This is a genomic window from Pradoshia sp. D12 (assembly GCF_008935075.1).
GTDB lineage: Bacteria > Bacillota > Bacilli > Bacillales > Pradoshiaceae > Pradoshia.
On the sequence record NZ_CP044545.1, the window covers coordinates 355,188 to 374,088 of the forward strand.

Here is an 18,901-nt window from a genome sequence, read left to right on the forward strand (position 1 = left end):
AGTATGAAAGGATGGTCACTTTGGCGAACGCATATAAACGTGCAGGAGTGGATATTGAAGCAGGCTATGAATCCGTCTCACGTATGAAAAAGCATGTAAGCCGTACACAAAGACCAGAGGTACTCGGTGCTTTGGGCGGGTTCGGAGGTATGTTTGATTTGTCGGCATTGTCCCTTAAGGAGCCTGTACTCGTTTCGGGAACAGATGGAGTCGGGACTAAATTGTTGCTCGCTATGATGATGGATAAGCACGATACAATTGGTGTTGACTGCGTTGCCATGTGTGTAAATGATATTATTGCCCAAGGTGCAGAACCATTATATTTTCTTGACTATATTGCTTGCGGAAAAGCAGAACCGATAAAAATTGAGGCAATCGTAAAAGGAATAGCGGATGGATGTGAGCAGGCAGGCTGTGCCTTAATTGGCGGTGAAACGGCTGAAATGCCTGGAATGTATTCTGTAGATGAATATGATCTGGCTGGTTTTACGGTTGGTGCGGCAGAAAAAAGGAAGCTGATTGATGGAAGCCTTGTACGAGATGGCGATGTATTAATTGGGCTGCCTTCAAGTGGGATTCATAGCAATGGGTTTTCGCTAGTGAGAAAGGTATTACTTGATGAATCGTCAATGAAATTGGATCAATTTATCAAAGAGTTGGATTGTATGCTTGGAGAAGAATTACTGCGTCCAACTAAGATTTATGTAAAACCCATCCTTGAAGTTTTGAAGTCCGGCTCAGTTCATGGAATCGCCCACATTACCGGAGGAGGATTTATCGAAAATATACCGCGCATGCTTCCGGATGGATTTGGGGCGGAAATTAAAAAAGGAACATGGGAAATTAATCCGATTTTCAACCTTATAAAGGATAAAGGATCACTTGAAGAGAATGACATGTATTCGATTTTTAATATGGGGATTGGCATGGTTCTAGCTGTACAGGCTGAAAAAGCGAGTGAGCTAATTGGTACCCTGAATCAATTGGGGGAAGACGCAAAAAGAATCGGTCGGGTGATTCAAAAAGAAGGCGTGCATTTCCGTTGATTTACAAAAAGGCAAAGACAATTTAGTAGCTTATTAAGTTGAAATCATATAAGACTAAGGGAGAAGCTATGAAAAAAATTGCTATATTTGCATCAGGTAATGGCAGTAACTTTCAAGCGATAGCAGAAGCGGTGGAAAAAGGAAAATTGTATGCCTCGATAGAATTGCTGATTTGTGATCATCCAGGTGCTTACTGTATAGATAGGGCGGAAAAGTTAAATATTCCGGTATTATCCTTTTCTCCAAAGGATTTTCCTTTGAAAGAGGATTATGAACAGCAAATTTTACAGGAGTTGCAGGCGAAAGAAGTCGAGATGATTATTTTGGCAGGCTATATGCGATTAATTGGCTCAGTGCTGTTAAGGGCCTATCCTAATCACATTATTAATATTCATCCTTCTTTATTGCCAGCCTTTCCAGGAAAAAATGCCGTTTTGCAGGCGATAGAAGCAGGCGTCGAAGTGACGGGGGTTACGGTTCATTATGTAGATGAAGGCATGGATACGGGACCGATTATTGCACAGAGAGCCGTCTCGATACATAAAGGGGAGAGCGTGGAGGAGATCCACAGGAAAATTCAGCAGGTAGAGCATAACCTATATCCACGCATTATAGAGCAGTTAAGCAACGAACAGGAGGAGAAAGTATGAAAAAGCGGGCATTGATCAGTGTATCAAACAAAGAGGGGATTGTAGAATTCGCCAAAGGAGTTACGGAGCTGGGCTTTGAGATTATTTCCACAGGTGGAACCAAAAAAACATTGTCGGATCATGGTATTCCAGTTATCAGCGTCAGTGACGTGACAGGTTTTCCGGAAATAATGGATGGGCGCGTAAAAACTTTACATCCCTATATTCATGGGGGTCTCCTTGGAAAACAAAACGATGAATCCCATATGGCTCAGCTTGAAGAACAAGGGATTGCTCCTATTCAGCTAGTTTGTGTGAACCTTTATCCATTCCAAGAAACGATTGCTAAACCAGGCGTGACAGTTGAAGAGGCAATCGAGAATATTGATATTGGCGGTCCTGCAATGCTGAGGGCCTCTGCTAAAAACCATGAGTCTGTAGCAGTTGTGGTGGATCCTGCTGACTATGGAAAAGTACTTAATGGTTTCCGTAATGGAGAACTTTCCTTATTGGATAGAAGAAAGCTGGCGGCAAAGGTTTTTCGCCATACAGCGGCTTATGATTCCCTGATTGCTGAATACATGACAAATTTGGCAGAAGAGGATCAGCCTGAAAACTATACTGTTACATACACGTTAAAGCAACCACTTCGCTACGGTGAAAACCCTCATCAAAAAGCTGCGTTTTATGCAAAACCACTTGGCTCTACTTTTTCAATTGCAGCAGCCAGGCAGCTGCATGGTAAGGAATTATCCTATAACAATATCAATGATGCAGATGCTGCCCTGCAAATCGTGAAGGAATTTGAACAGCCGGCTGCTGTTGCTGTGAAGCATATGAATCCTTGCGGCGCAGGAACTGGAGACACTATTTATGAAGCATTCCAAAAGGCATATGAAGCGGATCCTACATCTATCTTTGGCGGTATTGTTGCGTTAAATCGGGAAGTAGATGCTGAAACGGCGAAACTGCTTCATGAAATTTTCTTGGAAATTGTGATTGCCCCATCATTTACTGACGAGGCATTAGAGGTCTTAACATCTAAGAAAAATATTCGCTTACTTACTATTCAATTTGAGGGAAGAGAGAAAAGGGAGAAAAAACTATCTTCCATTACAGGCGGTTTACTTGTCCAAGAGTCAGATGAGGCAACTATACAGGATGCAGAGCTTCAGGTTGTTACAAAAAGAGAACCTACTGAAGCTGAATGGAAAGCTCTTCAATTTGGATGGAAACTCGTAAAGCATGTTAAATCAAATGCAATCATCGTAACAGATGAGCAAATGACACTGGGAGTAGGTGCTGGTCAAATGAATCGTATCGGCGCTGCGAAGATTGCCTTAGAACAGGCTGGTGAAAAAGCGAGAGGCGCCATTATCGCATCAGATGCATTCTTTCCAATGGATGACACAGTGGAAGCCGCGGCCAGAGCCGGGATTACCGCTATCATTCAGCCAGGCGGATCAAAGCGAGATGAGGACTCTATAAAAAAAGCAGATGAGTATGGTATTGCGATGGTTACTACCGGAGTACGGCATTTCAAACATTAAGAGGGAGAGACACGAGATGATGAAAGTACTTGTTATAGGGCGTGGAGGTCGCGAACATGCATTGGCCAGAAAATTTGCTGAGAGCAAGCGCGTTACAAAAGTATTTGTAGCACCAGGCAATCCCGGAATGGCAGATGTTGCTGAGATTGTGGATATCCAGGAGATAGATCATACCAGATTAGTTGATTTTGCGAAAGAAAATGAAATAGAACTAACATTTATAGGTCCGGAAACTCCTTTAGTGAACGGAATTGTAGATGAATTTCTGGACCATGACCTAATCGTATTCGGACCCACCAAAGCTGCCGCCATAATAGAAGGAAGTAAGTCTTTTACGAAGGATTTGCTGAAAAAATATGATATTCCTACAGCAGAATATGAAACATTTACGGATTATGAAAAGGCAGTCCAATATGTAAAGAAAAAGGGTGCACCAATTGTTATTAAGGCGGATGGTCTTGCAGCAGGCAAGGGTGTAGTCGTCGCAATGACGGAAGGGGATGCGCTCAGTGCCTTGAAAGAAATGCTGCTCAATCAAAGGTTTGGAGAGTCTTCTAAAAAAGTTGTGATTGAGGAATTTTTGATTGGGGAGGAGTTCTCCTTTATGGCTTTTGTAAATGGAGAAAAGGTCTATCCGATGGAAATTGCTCAGGATCATAAACGTGCTTTTGATGGTGATAAAGGTCCGAACACAGGTGGAATGGGAGCTTACTCTCCTGTTCCGCACATCAGTCAAGACATGGTTAGCCAGGCGTTAGCGAAAATTCTGATACCGACAGCAAAGGCAATGGTGAAAGAGGGTAAATCATTCACCGGGGTCCTTTATGCCGGATTAATCGCTACTGCTGAGGGTCCAAAGGTGATTGAGTTTAATGCCCGATTTGGTGACCCGGAAACACAGGTCATCCTACCAAGGTTAAAGTCAGATTTTATGGATGTGGTTGAAAACGTTCTGAATTCTGTCGATATGGATTTGGAATGGTCTGAAGAAAGCGCCCTTGGAGTCGTCATGGCAGCTAATGGCTACCCAGGTGAGTATGAAAATGGCAGTATTATAAAAGGCTTAAAGTATGTTGATATCGATACACATATTTATCACGCAGGGACAAATAAAAATGAACTGGGTGAGTTTTTGACAAATGGAGGAAGAGTCCTCTTACTAACTGCACTCGGTAAAACACTGGAGATTGCCCAGAAAAAGTCTTATCGGGAGCTAGAGGGAATTCAATGTAATGGTCTCTATTATCGCCATGATATTGGAGAGCGTGCTATTGAAAAATATAACGGTTAGAGGCTGTTTATTAGCTAGTTAGTAATGCAAGGAACATTAAATTGGCTACTGGTCGACCTGAAGAGGTCGGCCTTTTTCATATGCCAAAAAGGTATGCAGAGGAGCATGGTTAACATTGGCAAAAAGTGATCCAATCACTTTATGTTTAGTAATAAGATAAATTTTAAATCGCTTCAAACAAACTTCAACAAATCAGAAGGGAATTCGCGTAAAATCTATTAATATCGCTCAATCACAGTATAATTCGCTCTATTCTCTGAAATTCGCTCATAAATCCTCTAAAATCGCTCAATAATCTTTGTTTTCGCTCATTTATTTTTAAAATCGCTCAATAGTTTAACAATTTCGCTCATATACCTTTAAAAAACAATAATATTCTTAAATATTAGACTAGAAAAATCATTAATTGATTTTCTGCGACAAAAATCACTAAAAAGATATCATCTTTTAAATAGAAATGATGTTTTCTGAAGAAATATAGGATAGTTCCTATCCACATGTTTTTTCTTCCTGCATCTTGAGAGCGATAAAATAAATAATGCGGCTTTACAGGTTTAGTTTAAAGGGGCAAGGGAAGAGTCTATTTGGGGGTTGTCCAATCTTTTTCCTTTATTAAAGGGAACTTTTTAATGTGATTATACGTAAAAGTCATATATCCAAAAATACTTATAGTTATTTAATAATGCTGAAATGTAAAGAATTACAAATTAATTTCATTCTTTAATGCTCTAAATAATAAAAATATGTTAGTATATTGAAAAGGCTTACATTTTAATTTTAAAAATGGAAGGGCGATGCTTCCGTTTTTTTAAATATAAGAAATGATGTTTTGCGAAGGGGGTATTTTTATGCTTGGACAACGATATAGATGGAAAAATAAACAACTGCGCGAGCATGTTCATGTGATAGATGGTAAAGTAGCGCCAACTCTTGTTTTAACGAATGCCGTGTATTTGAATCAGGTGTTTAAAAAGTGGATGAAGGCGAATATATGGATCTATGAAGATCGAATTGTATATGTCGGGGATAACATGCCTGTTATACAGGACGGGTATGAGATTGTAGACTGTACGGATCAATACCTGGTACCAGGTTATATTGAACCGCATGCCCATCCATATCAATTATATAATCCGGCTACTCTTGGCATGCATGCTGCTCAATATGGAACAACCACCTTAATCAATGATAACATGCTTTTGTTTACTCTTTTGGACAATAGACAAGCGTTTGCACTGCTGAAGGAATTACGTCATCTTCCAATCAGCATGTATTGGTGGGCCAGATTGGATTCTCAAACTGAGCTGAGAAATGAAGAGATGGTATTCTCGCATTCTAATGTAAAGAGCTGGCTTGAGCACGATGGAGTCCTGCAGGCTGGAGAGCTAACAGGATGGCCGCGTCTTCTTGATGGAGATGACATGATGCTTCACTGGATACAGGAAGCAAAAAGAATGAGAAAGAAAATTGAAGGACATTTCCCGGGCGCTTCTGAAAAAACATTATCTAAATTAATGCTGCTTGGTGCGGATTGTGATCATGAGGCTATGACAGGAGAAGAAGTCATTCGCAGACTGATGCAGGGATATGATGTGTCCTTGAGGCATTCATCCATTCGTCCGGATTTACCCCGTATTTTGGATGATTTAAAAGAATACGAATTGAACTCCTATGATCGATTATTTTTTAATACAGATGGTTCAACACCTGGATTTTATAAAGATGGATTTACGGATCAATTAATCTCGATAGCAATTGAAAAAGGTGTGCCTATTATTGATGCGTATAATATGGCTTCCTTAAATATAGCCCGCTATTATAATATCGATTATTTACACGGAAATATTGCGACAGGACGAGTAGCCAATATTAACTTCCTGTCTGCCAAGGATCAGCCTACTCCTCACTCTGTTTTATCAAAAGGGCAGTGGGTGAAAAGGGATGGAAGACAGGTTGAAACGAATCGAACATCGATCGCCTGGAAAGACTTTGGCCTTAGCCCTCTGGAGCTTGATTGGGAGCTTACAGATTACGACTTCCAATACTCAATGCCATTTGGCATCAATATGGAAAATAGCGTCATCACTAAGCCATATTCGATTCATATTGATATTTCAAGAGAAGTTTTGGATGAAGACCATGATGAGAGCTTTTTTACGTACCTAACAAGAGATGGTAAATTCAGAATCAATACGATATTAAAGGGGTTTGCCAACCGTTTGTATGGATTTGCTTCATCCTTTTCTAACTCTGGGGATATATTGTTGATTGGAAAAAGTAAGAAAGATATGAGACTGGCTTTTAACCGAATGAAAGAAATCGGTGGGGGAATTGTGATTGCAGAGAAAGGTGAAATATTGTTCGAAATGCCTCTGGAGCTGCAAGGAATGATGTCTAATCAAGAACTCCCGATTTTAATAGAAGAAGAAACTAGATTGCGAGAAATATTGACTGAAAAGGGATACCCATTCGAGGATCCGATTTATTCTTTACTGTTCTTTTCCTCTACTCATTTACCTTATATAAGGGTAACACAGGCAGGATTATATGACGTTATGAATAAATCTGTACTCTTTCCGACTATAATGCGTTAAAATAATAAAGAATAGAGAAAAATAAAAGGTAGATCATGGTGGGTTAATTTCACTTTAAGGGGTGTAGGGCATGTTGAGGAAAGCTGGGTTCATGGTGGCTTTAGTTTTTGTCCTTCTGGCAGGGTGTTCAGGGAATAAGGAAGAAACCATTATTGATAAACCTCAAACTGATAAAGAAGAGGTAGCTGCTAAGCCGGTGAATACGTATCCGTTAACGGGTGTGGGAACGGACGAAGAGGTCAACCACAGGGCTGTATCGGTTATGGTCAATAATCATCCCAAAGCAAGACCACAGTCTGGCCTATCTAAAGCAGATGTCGTATATGAGGTTTTAGCTGAAAGTAATATAACTAGGTTTTTGGCTATCTACCAAAGCGAATTTCCCGAAAACATTGGGCCAATTAGAAGTGCGAGAGATTATTATATAGAGATTGCCAAAGGATATGAAAGCCTGTATATTTTTCATGGCTGGAGTCCTGATGCGAAAAAGCTGATTCAATCTGATTATATAGACCACTTGAACGGACTTAACCATGACGGGACACTCTTCAAACGATCTTCTGATCGAAAAGCGCCGCATAATTCCTATATCACCTATGAAAATATCTTAGAGGGTGCACAAAAAGAAGGTTATTCAATGGAAGAGAATACCCCGCCGTATAGCTTTTTTTCCGACGATGAAACAGGATTAATTTCCGGTGAGGACTATAAAGTTGCTGCTCTATCTTATGGATCTCTAGATTATGATGTGACCTATAAGTATGATTCGGCGAGTGAAAAGTATACACGCCATACAGCGGGAGTACGCACGGAAGATCAAGATACGAAAGATCCCGTTCTACTGGATAATATCCTTATTGTGGAAGCTATTCATAAGGTGATTGATGATAAAGGCCGCAGGAGTATTGATTTAACTGCGGGCGGAGATGCATACTTACTGCAAAAAGGTAAACGCCTGGAGATTCAATGGGTAAGTAAAGATGGTCGAATTGTACCTGTATCCGGTGAAACGGAAGTAAAATTGGTGCAGGGAAAAACATGGATTAATATTATTCCGGATCAACCGGGCTTAAATAATAGTGTCAAACTCTCAAATGATTAGGAGGAACCTGGATATATGCAAATTAACAAACTAAAAGGGAAAGAGTTGGATCAATTATTCAACGCGATATTATCCTTGAAAGATCTCGATGAATGTTATCGTTTCTTTGATGATTTATGTACGGTGAATGAAATACAATCTCTTGCCCAACGCCTCGAGGTTGCCCGAATGCTTGAAGAAGGTAAAACGTATCATATGATTGAAACTGAAACCGGAGCAAGCACTGCAACTATTTCAAGGGTTAAACGTTGTTTGAATTATGGGAATGATGCGTACTCAATGGCACTGGGAAGATTAAAAGAAGATAATGCCTGAAATAAATAAAAGCAAGCAGACCGCGTGGAATATGCACATCGGTTGCTTGCTTTTTTATATGTACTCAGGCTGGGAACGTATCATCTAATTGACAATTAAGTAGGCGCGCACCAGAGTAGAACACATATTTATAACCAGTTAGATAACAGTTGTGCATATGAATTTTCTAACTCTTTGGGAACTCTAAAAGGAATGCTATAATGGTTAAATGGAAATTAGAATGGGGGCTGTTTTGCATGTACGATTTTCGCGAGTGGAAACATGTGTTTAAACTCGATCCTAATAAGGAAATTTCAGATGAAGCACTCGAAAAGGTTTGTGAATCGGGTACGGATGCTATTATTGTCGGAGGAACAGATGGTGTTACACTAGAAAATGTTCTGGACTTAATGGCCCGCGTTAGGCGTTATACATTGCCTTGTGTGCTTGAAGTATCAAATATAGAATCCATAACCCCGGGATTTGATTTGTATTTTATACCATCTGTTTTAAATAGCAGGAATCCGGATTGGATTCTTGGTTTGCATAAAGAAGCAATTAAAGAATTTGGCCACATGATTAATTGGGACGAAATGCATGTGGAAGGATATTGCATCATGAATGCTGATTGTAAGGCAGCAGATTTAACGGATGCCAATACCGATTTGACGGAAGAAGATGCGGCAGCCTATGCTCTTGTGGCAGAAAAAGTATTAAATTTGCCTATTTTTTATTTGGAATACAGCGGAAAGTATGGGGATCCAGCACTTGTCAAGACCGTTAAAAATACATTGATGAATACAACGCTATTCTACGGCGGAGGGATTACAAGCATCGAAAAAGCTGAGGAAATGTCCAGCTTGTCAGATGTAATTGTAGTCGGAAACCTCGTCTATGAGGATTTAAAAACGGCTCTCTTGACAGTAGATTCTGCCAAAAAGAATAAATAAAATTGTCGTTAAAGCCATTGGATGAAGTATAATAAGAACAAATGTTCGTTAGGGTGGTGTCATAATGCAATTCTTAACAGATCGACTGTTAACGGGATTAAATAATAAACAAAAAGAGGCTGTACAAGCTACGGATGGACCTTTGCTAATTATGGCCGGAGCGGGCAGTGGGAAGACAAAGGTACTTACCCACCGCATTGCCTTTCTAATTGTAGAAAAAGAAGTAGCACCGTGGAATATTCTTGCCATTACGTTTACCAATAAGGCAGCAAGAGAAATGAAGGAAAGAATTCAGGGAATCCTAGGCGGCGCTGCAGAGGATATTTGGATTTCTACTTTCCACTCAATGTGCGTGCGAATCCTGCGCCGTGATATTGACCGAATTGGTATGAATCGCAATTTCTCAATTCTTGACCCAGGTGATCAGCAAACGGTTATTAAGCAAATAATGAAAGAGAAGAATATTGATACGAAGAAATTCGATCCTAAGACGATTCTTGGTTCCATTTCCTCTGCCAAAAATGAATTGATCAACTATGAGGAATTTGCGAACAGTGCAGGCAATTACTATGAGCAAACAGTAGCTGATCTTTATACAGAGTATCAGAAGCGACTCCGTAAAAATCAGGCATTGGACTTTGATGATTTGATTATGAAGACATTTGAACTTTTTGATAAGGTTCCGGAAGTACTGGAATTCTATCAAAGAAAGTTTCAATATATTCACGTGGATGAGTATCAGGATACGAACCGTGCACAATATATGCTTGTAAAGAAATTGGCACAGCGTTTTAAAAACCTATGTGTAGTTGGTGATTCCGATCAGTCCATCTATCGCTGGCGTGGTGCTGATATTGCCAACATTCTCTCCTTTGAAAAGGATTATCCTGATGCCAATGTTATTTTGCTTGAGCAGAATTATCGCTCCTCAAAACGGATTTTAGCGGCTGCCAATGGAGTAATTAACAACAACCTGAATCGTAAGGAAAAGAATTTGTGGACAGAAAACCTGGAAGGGAATAAGTTGGCATATTACCGTGCGGACAGTGAACAAGGTGAAGCACAGTTCGTTGCTGGAAAGATTAAAGAGCTGACAGAACAGCAAGGGAAGAAGCTATCTGATATTGCCATTTTGTACCGTACGAATGCTCAGTCAAGGGTAATGGAGGAAGTTCTGCTTAAATCCAATATTCCATATACGATTGTTGGCGGTATTAAGTTCTATGATCGTAAAGAGATTAAAGATATTCTTGCTTATCTGCGACTCATTGCCAATCCGGACGATGATATTAGCTTGCGCAGGGTCATCAATGTTCCAAAGCGTGGAGTTGGAGCAAGCTCAGTTGATAAAATTGCTAATTATGCTGCCGATCATGATATTTCTATGTATCAGGCTATGATGGAGCTTGAATTTATTGGACTTAGCGGTAAAGCTTATAATGGGGCTGCTGAATTCAGGGACCTAATTAAAAACTATACGCAAATGCAGGAATTCCTGTCTGTTACAGAATTAATAGAAGAAGTCATTGAAAAATCAGGGTATCGAAAGTCGTTGGAAATTGAGAAGACGATTGAAGCAGAAACACGCCTAGAGAATATTGATGAGTTCTTATCTGTTACGAAAAACTTTGAAAAGGGCAGTGATGATAAGAGCCTGGTTGCCTTCTTAACAGACCTTGCTCTTGTTGCGGACATTGACCGTATGGATGAGGATGAAGCCGTGACAGATGGCGTTGTATTAATGACACTTCACTCGGCAAAAGGGCTGGAATTCCCTGCTGTATTCCTGATTGGACTTGAAGAAGGTGTCTTCCCGCATAGCCGTGCCTTAATGGAAGAAGCGGAAATGGAAGAAGAACGACGGCTTGCTTATGTTGGGATCACACGGGCTGAACGTGAATTATTTATTACGAATGCACAGATGCGTACATTATATGGACGTACTAATCTGAACCCTGTATCTCGCTTTATTAAAGAAATTCCACAGGATTTAATTGAACTGTTAAATCCGCCTGAAGAGCAAAGGCAGTCAAGACCTTCCTTTATGCATTCAGGTTCAGGTACAAGAACTAGAACGGGTATAAATGGTGCCGGTCTTAACAATTCAGGAATCAATGGTGCAGCAAGACCTAAAACTGTCGGAAGATCGATGATGAATGAGTCCGGCGGAGAAAAACTCGACTGGCAGGTTGGCGATAAAGCGGCCCATGGTAAATGGGGCGTAGGTACAGTTGTCAGCGTAAAAGGAAGCGGAGACGGTCTGGAGCTGGATATTGCATTCCCATCTATGGGTATCAAACGACTCCTTGCCAAATTTGCACCAATCACAAAACAATAGTCCGCAAGAGAAACATTGAGTAGAGAGGGCTGAAAATATGGATATAAAAGAAGCGCAAAAACGAGTGGCTGAGCTTCAATCACTATTAAACCAATATGGATATGAATACTATGTTCTCGACCAGCCATCAGTTCCTGATTCTGTATATGATCAGACGTATAAAGAGTTGGTGGAATTGGAGAGTCAATATCCGGAGCTGCAAACCCCAGATTCACCTACTCAAAGAGTTGGTGGACAAGTGCTTGATACGTTTGCAAAAGTAGAACATATTACACCGATGCTAAGTCTTGGTAACGCCTTTAACGAAAGTGATTTGCGCGATTTTGACCGCCGAGTAAATTCAGGGCTTGGTACAGACCGATATTCTTATATATGTGAATTGAAAATAGATGGACTGGCAGTTTCCCTGCGTTATGAAGAAGGGCTATTTGTTAAAGGGGCTACAAGAGGAAATGGAACAATTGGTGAGGATATTACTGCTAATCTTAAAACCATTCGTTCCATCCCACTCCGATTGAATGAACCAGTTACATTTGAGGTACGCGGTGAGGCATATATGCCAAAGAAATCGTTTGTTTCCTTAAATGCAAAGAAGGAAGAAAATGGGGAAGAGCCATTTGCCAATCCACGAAATGCAGCAGCAGGATCCTTGCGTCAGCTTGATCCACGCATAGCTGCTTCGCGGAATTTGGATATTTTCCTTTATGGGATTGGTGAAACAGGAGAAACAGGTGTTGAATCCCATGGTGAAGGACTTGACTTTCTTCAAAAATTAGGATTGAAAACCAATCCGCATCGCAGAAGATGTGCTACGATTGAAGATGTATTAGAGTATATTGAGGAATGGTCAGCCAAAAGGCCTGAGCTTGATTATGATATTGATGGAATCGTCATCAAAGTCGATTCACTTTCTCAACAAGAGGAATTAGGATATACTGCAAAAAGTCCAAGATGGGCGATTGCATATAAATTCCCTGCAGAGGAAGTCATCACTATTCTTCGCGATATTGAATTGACTGTCGGTCGTACAGGCGTTATTACGCCAACCGCCTTATTGGACCCGGTAAGAGTAGCAGGTACAACAGTTAAACGGGCTTCCCTTCATAATGAGGACCTAATCCGTGAAAAAGATATTCGGCTTGGAGACCATGTTGTCGTCAAAAAAGCCGGTGATATTATTCCGGAGGTTGTCAATGTTCTGTTTGATAAGCGGACAGGGGAAGAAAAGGAATTCCATATGCCAACGCATTGCCCTGACTGCGATAGTGAGCTTGTTCGTTTGGAAGGAGAGGTAGCTTTGCGCTGCATCAATCCAAAGTGTCCAGCTCAGATTAAAGAGGGGATGATTCACTTTGTTTCACGAAATGCCATGAATATTGATGGTCTGGGTGAAAAAGTCATCATTCAATTATTCGATGAATCGTTAATTAAGGATGTAGCGGATATTTATAAATTGACATATGACCAGCTGATTAATTTGGAGCGTATGGGGGATAAATCAGCGAACAATCTTTTGAACGCTATTGAAGCATCTAAGAGCAACTCATTGGAGCGCCTTTTATTTGGACTGGGAATCCGCCATGTTGGTGCTAAGGCTGCAAGAATCCTCGCGGAAGAATTTGAAGACATGGATCGTCTAATGTCGGCAAATGTAGCTGAATTGACAGCTATTAATGAAATTGGGGACAAAATGGCTGATGCGGTTGTGACTTATTTTAATCAGGAAGAATGCCAGCAATTGATCGATGAATTAAAAAATGCTGGGGTTAATATGCTCTATAAAGGTAAAAAGAAAAATATCGCTGAAGCTACAGATAGTTATTTTTCTGGAAAAACCATTGTACTTACAGGAAAGATGGAAAAGTACGGACGAACTGAAGCAAAAGAGTTGATTGAAGCTTTAGGTGGAACTGTAACGGGTAGCGTAAGTAAAAAGACAGATTTAGTAATAGCCGGAGAAGATGCCGGATCAAAATTAAAAAAAGCCCAGGATTTAGGAATTGAAATATGGGATGAAAGCAATTTACTGGAAGAACTGGGCAAGCAGGGATAGAGGTGTAGGGATGAAGCGTTTGATAGCAATAACCATGGTACTGGCACTTATGCTTGTAGGCTGCGCACCACAATTTGATAAGGATGAGGTAGTAGAGGATAATACCGAGAAAGATTCCAAGAAAGAGTCTTCCATTATTCCCGAATATCAAATCTCCGACAATTATTATCAAACGATGCTGCCTTATCAGATAAGCAGTTCCAGAGGTCTTGTGGTTTCAAACATTAATACGCGACTTGATTTGGAAGAGTTTGAAACAGGGCTGATGAGATTGTCTCATGACCCATTCTCAACGGAGGAATATATTTTTAGAGAAGGTCAGTTATTGGACACGAAAACGATTAAAAGCTGGCTGAATCGTAAATATACAAAAGGGCAGTTGAAAGAGAACAAACTGACTGCTGAGGACAACGTCGGCTTAAACCCTTTAGATGATGGGAAGGGTGATATTGAGGAAAGATATGAGAAAAATCCAGAATATCTTGCCCATATTTTAGAGCATGATTATCTGATCAAAACAGATGATAATAAAGTTGAGTTGGGCGGCATTTCGATAGGGCTTGCCTTGAATTCAGTATTTTATTATCAAAAGGAAAAGTATGGGGAAACGTACGAAATAAAAATTGAAGAAGATAAACTGCTTGAAGAAGGTCAAAAAATTGCAGCTGAAGTTGTGAAACGAATTAGAACAATGGAAGGCGGAGAAACCGTTCCGATTATGGTTGCTTTATTTGAACAAGGAAGCAAGGATGCGGTTGTGCCTGGGAATTTTATTTCTTATACAAAAGTAGGAGAGAAAAGTAATAAGATTTCCAAATGGACAAACGTACAAGAAGAGTATTATTTGTTCCCATCCAATAAAGCAACAAAGGATTTCCGTGATGATGCAACGACCTTTGCTAATTTTAAGCAGGATGTTGAAGAATACTTCCCTAATTTTAATGGAGTAATTGGAAAAGCCTTTTATGTGAATAAAGAATTGCAAAAGCTGACCATCTCCATAGATATGCAGTTTTACGGAAAAACAGAGGTTATTGGATTTACACAATATGTGGCTGGATTGGTGAAATCGAGTTTCCCTGAATATTTATCGGTGGAGACAAAAATTGCATCTTCCAATGGACAGGAATCACTCATTGTGAAAAAGGCAAATTCCAAAGAACCAGATGTGTATATATATAATGAATAAACAGAGCTACCCATTGTGGTAGCTTTTTTGTGGATATAGATATGTAGTTAGTTTCTTGTGAAGATTTTGAATATAAACTATATTAGATGACTTACAAGCTTCCAATAGAGTAGAATAAAAAGGGGTTACTACAGAAATATAGGGAGGGAATCAAATGGTACAAGCATATAAGCACGAACCACTTACTGATTTTTCTGTAAGCGAAAACAAAAAAGCGTTTGAGGATGCTTTGGGATTAGTAGATAGCTATCTTGGCAAGGACTATGATTTGATTATCGGTGGAGAAAGAGTATCTACAGATGATAAAATTGTTTCCATTAGCCCATCAGATAAAAAAGTAGTAGTAGGCCGCGTTTCCAAGGCAAATAAAGATTTAGCAGAAAAGGCAATGCAGGAGGCACTAAAAGCTTACAAGACTTGGAGTAAAACGAAACCTGAAGTGCGTGCAGATGTTTTATTTAAAGCAGCTGCCATTATTCGCCGCAGAAAGCATGAATTTTCTGCCATTATGGTAAGAGAAGCGGGAAAACCATGGGTTGAAGCGGATGCGGATACAGCTGAAGCAATTGATTTCCTTGAGTACTATGCTAGACAAATGTTGAAATTAAAGAATGGGCAGCCGGTACAAAGCCGTCCTAATGAATATAATAGATATGACTACATACCACTGGGAGTGGGAATTATTATTTCCCCATGGAACTTCCCATTTGCGATTATGGCCGGTACATGCGTAGCAGCTGTTGTTACGGGTAATACAGTATTGCTAAAACCAGCTTCCACAACACCGGTCGTGGCTGCTAAGTTCGTAGAGGTTATGGAAGAGGCCGGTCTTCCTGCAGGCGTTATTAACTTTGTACCTGGAAATGGAAGTGAAGTGGGAGACTATCTTGTTGATCATCCGCAAACTCGTTTTGTCAGCTTCACAGGTTCCCGTGAAGTTGGAACCAGGATTTACGAGAGAGCTTCTAAGGTACAGGAAGGCCAAATTTGGCTGAAGCGTGTTATCGCTGAAATGGGCGGTAAAGATACAATTGTCGTAGATTCAGATGCTGATCTTGAATTGGCTGCCAAGTCAATCGTTGCGTCAGCGTTTGGATTTGCCGGACAAAAATGCTCTGCTTGTTCAAGAGCTGTTATTGTAGAAGATGTGTATGATAGAGTACTGGACAGAGCGATTGAATTGACAAAAGAATTGACTGTAGGAGATCCGACCGATTCTGCTACATTTATGGGACCAGTCGTGGATGCTTCTGCATTCAAGAAAATAACCGAGTACATTGAGATTGGCAAAAATGAGGGTCGCCTCATGACAGGCGGAGAATCGGATGATTCCAAAGGATTCTTTGTTCAACCGACCATTATAGCCGATTTGGCACCTGATGCTCGAATTATGAAAGAAGAAATCTTCGGTCCTGTTGTAGCATTCAGCAAAGCCCGTAACTTTGATGAAGCAATTGAAATAGCTAATAATACAGATTACGGATTGACAGGCGCTGTAATTACTAGAAATCGTGCACACCAAGAAAAAGCCCGTGAAGATTTCCATGTTGGAAACCTATACTTTAATAGAGGCTGTACAGGTGCGATAGTCGGCTACCAACCATTTGGCGGCTTCAATATGTCCGGTACGGATTCAAAAGCAGGCGGTCCTGACTACTTAACATTGCATATGCAAGCTAAAACTACATCTGAAACCTATTAATATATATGGCTATATTAAAGCTCCTCTCCGATTGTTTTCGGTGGGGATCTTTTTTATTAACAGGGGGAATAAGAGTCTATTAACATAAAAAATTTGATTGAGGGGGAAATCAAATTTTTTAAGCAAACTATCAAAAATAATAAGCTTTTGAGTTTCTTGGGTAAGAAAACTAAGACTTTTAATGGAGAAATGAGCGAAAGAGCACTTTATTGGGCGGATTTTGGTAGGAATTGAGCGGAAATAGATCCTAATGAGTGATAATCATAGTTTTTTAGCGATTGTTACTTTGATTGAGCGAGATTATCAATCAGTCGTCTTGTGTTCAAGATAAAGTTAAGAATATCAAAATGGTTATTGTCTATGAAATTCATACTATACCTGTAATCTCTAAATATTACATTTCTCCTTAGTTTGTGAGATGTTTTACCCTATTTTATAAAATATGCAAAATTTTACTGCAAAATAGTTTGCAAAAACCACAAACTGTTATATAATACAAAATATAATAATTTTTCTGTTTTATAACAAAACATACAGGTAAAGGAAGTGAATGTCTTACATGGCAGTACAAACGAATGGAATCAATATTCTTGGAAAAATGGAGAATGGTTTTGATGAGATATTGACTCCGGAAGCTCTTGAATTCATTGAGAATCTGGAAAGGCACTTTGGATCAAGGCGAAAGGAATTGCTTGAGCAGCGTACCAAGCGCCAAGAAGAAATTGATAATGGTAAACTTCCAGACTTTTTGCCGGAGACAAAAAGTGTTCGTGAAGGTGATTGGACAATTGCACCTTTACCACAGGACCTGCAGGATAGAAGAGTTGAAATTACAGGACCTGTAGATCGGAAAATGGTGATTAATGCTTTAAATTCAGGCGCTAAATGCTTTATGGCTGATTTTGAAGACGCCAACTCCCCAACATGGAAAAACAATATTGAAGGCCATATTAATCTCCGCGATGCTGTAAACCGTACAATTACTTTTGAAAATCCAAACGGTAAAAAATATAAATTAAATGAAGAAACTGCTGTTCCCATCATTCGACCAAGAGGTTTTCATTTGGAAGAAAAAAATGTCACGTTGGAAGGACAGCCGATCTCCGGTGGACTTTTTGACTTTGGACTTTACTTCTTCCATAATGCAAAGACCTTACTCGAAAATGGAAGCGGTCCCTACTTTTACTTGCCTAAAATAGAGAGTCATCTGGAAGCACGCTTATGGAATGACGTCTTCGTTTATGCACAAAATCACCTAGGTATTCCACAAGGTTCCATTAAAGCAACTGTCCTCATTGAAACCATCCTTGCAGCATTTGAAATGGATGAAATTCTGTATGAATTGAAGGATCATTCAGCCGGTTTAAACTGTGGAAGATGGGATTATATTTTCAGCTATCTGAAGAAATTCAGAAACCATGATTCTATCATTCTACCGGATCGATCTGTTGTCACAATGGCTGTGCCATTCATGTCTGCCTATTCCCAGTTGGCCATTAAAACCTGCCATAAACGGAATGCACCAGCTATTGGCGGCATGGCTGCACAAATCCCGGTTAAAAATGATGAAAAAGCAAATGAAGAGGCCTTTGCCAAGGTAAAGGCTGATAAGGAACGCGAAGCGAAAAATGGCCATGATGGAACATGGGTCGCCCATCCTGCTCTTGTACCAGTGGCAAAGGAAGTATTTGACCACTATATGCCGAAGCCGAATCAAATCGATAAAAAGCGTGACGATGTTCAGGTTACAGCAACTGATCTCCTCGAGGTGCCAGAGGGCTCCATCACAGAGCAAGGTGTTCGGACTAATATTAATGTTGGAATTCAATATATAGAATCCTGGCTTAATGGAAGAGGTGCAGCACCGATTAATAATCTGATGGAGGATGCAGCTACTGCTGAAATCTCCCGAGCTCAAGTGTGGCAATGGTTACGTCATCCTAAAGGTGTATTGGATGATGGACGCAAGATTGATATGGAGATGTACAAAACATTAAAAGAAGAAGAGCTGCAAAAGATTAAACAGGATCTTGGTGAAGAACGTTTTGAGAATGGGCGTTTCACCGAAGCAGCAGAGCTTTTTGATAAATTGATTATCAGTGATGAGTATTATGACTTCTTGACTTTACCTGCCTACGAAATTCTATAAAACAAATCATTAGG

At 40.1% G+C, this 18,901-nt stretch carries 13 protein-coding genes; all 13 read left to right on the forward strand.

Going from position 1 to position 18,901, the window contains the following annotated elements; all coding sequences use genetic code 11:
• Window positions 1-20: 20 nt before the first annotated feature.
• Window positions 21-1,046, forward strand: a complete 1,026-nt coding sequence (gene purM, locus F7984_RS01880) for a phosphoribosylformylglycinamidine cyclo-ligase (RefSeq protein ID WP_140462128.1) — start codon at window positions 21-23, stop codon at window positions 1,044-1,046.
• 68 nt (window positions 1,047-1,114) lie between these two features.
• The gene (gene purN, locus F7984_RS01885; RefSeq protein ID WP_066108508.1) at window positions 1,115-1,696 is read left to right on the forward strand and encodes a phosphoribosylglycinamide formyltransferase; all 582 of its coding nucleotides are present in this window, start codon (window positions 1,115-1,117) and stop codon (window positions 1,694-1,696) included.
• Window positions 1,693-3,225, forward strand: coding sequence for a bifunctional phosphoribosylaminoimidazolecarboxamide formyltransferase/IMP cyclohydrolase (purH, locus tag F7984_RS01890; RefSeq protein WP_140462129.1), 1,533 nt, complete (start codon window positions 1,693-1,695; stop codon window positions 3,223-3,225). The genes purN and purH overlap by 4 nt, the downstream gene beginning before the upstream one ends.
• A 19-nt stretch (window positions 3,226-3,244) precedes the next feature.
• Window positions 3,245-4,516 (forward strand): phosphoribosylamine--glycine ligase, encoded by a 1,272-nt coding sequence (gene purD, locus F7984_RS01895; protein WP_140462204.1) that lies wholly within the window; start codon window positions 3,245-3,247, stop codon window positions 4,514-4,516.
• A gap of 848 nt (window positions 4,517-5,364) precedes the next feature.
• Window positions 5,365-7,110: an adenine deaminase C-terminal domain-containing protein gene (locus F7984_RS01900; RefSeq protein WP_066108501.1), complete on the forward strand. Its 1,746-nt coding sequence runs from the start codon at window positions 5,365-5,367 to the stop codon at window positions 7,108-7,110.
• Window positions 7,111-7,180: 70 nt separating this feature from the next.
• Complete coding sequence (locus tag F7984_RS01905; protein WP_140462130.1) at window positions 7,181-8,212, forward strand: DUF3048 domain-containing protein; 1,032 nt, start codon at window positions 7,181-7,183, stop codon at window positions 8,210-8,212.
• Between the two features lie 15 nt (window positions 8,213-8,227).
• On the forward strand, window positions 8,228-8,527 hold the full coding sequence (locus F7984_RS01910; RefSeq protein ID WP_066108496.1) for a YerC/YecD family TrpR-related protein: 300 nt from the start codon (window positions 8,228-8,230) through the stop codon (window positions 8,525-8,527).
• A 236-nt stretch (window positions 8,528-8,763) separates the two neighbouring features.
• Window positions 8,764-9,456 (forward strand): heptaprenylglyceryl phosphate synthase, encoded by a 693-nt coding sequence (locus tag F7984_RS01915; protein ID WP_066108493.1) that lies wholly within the window; start codon window positions 8,764-8,766, stop codon window positions 9,454-9,456.
• Window positions 9,457-9,520: 64 nt separating this feature from the next.
• On the forward strand, window positions 9,521-11,794 hold the full coding sequence (gene pcrA / locus F7984_RS01920; RefSeq protein WP_066108490.1) for a DNA helicase PcrA: 2,274 nt from the start codon (window positions 9,521-9,523) through the stop codon (window positions 11,792-11,794).
• A gap of 37 nt (window positions 11,795-11,831) precedes the next feature.
• The gene (gene ligA, locus F7984_RS01925) at window positions 11,832-13,847 is read left to right on the forward strand and encodes an NAD-dependent DNA ligase LigA (RefSeq protein ID WP_066108485.1); all 2,016 of its coding nucleotides are present in this window, start codon (window positions 11,832-11,834) and stop codon (window positions 13,845-13,847) included.
• 10 nt (window positions 13,848-13,857) lie between these two features.
• Window positions 13,858-15,036, forward strand: a complete 1,179-nt coding sequence (locus tag F7984_RS01930; protein WP_066108482.1) for a CamS family sex pheromone protein — start codon at window positions 13,858-13,860, stop codon at window positions 15,034-15,036.
• A gap of 154 nt (window positions 15,037-15,190) precedes the next feature.
• A complete protein-coding gene (gene pruA / locus F7984_RS01935) occupies window positions 15,191-16,738 on the forward strand; it encodes an L-glutamate gamma-semialdehyde dehydrogenase (RefSeq protein ID WP_066108479.1) in 1,548 nt (515 codons plus the stop codon).
• A 559-nt stretch (window positions 16,739-17,297) separates the two neighbouring features.
• Complete coding sequence (aceB, locus tag F7984_RS01940) at window positions 17,298-18,887, forward strand: malate synthase A (protein WP_066108474.1); 1,590 nt, start codon at window positions 17,298-17,300, stop codon at window positions 18,885-18,887.
• Window positions 18,888-18,901 lie beyond the last annotated feature (14 nt).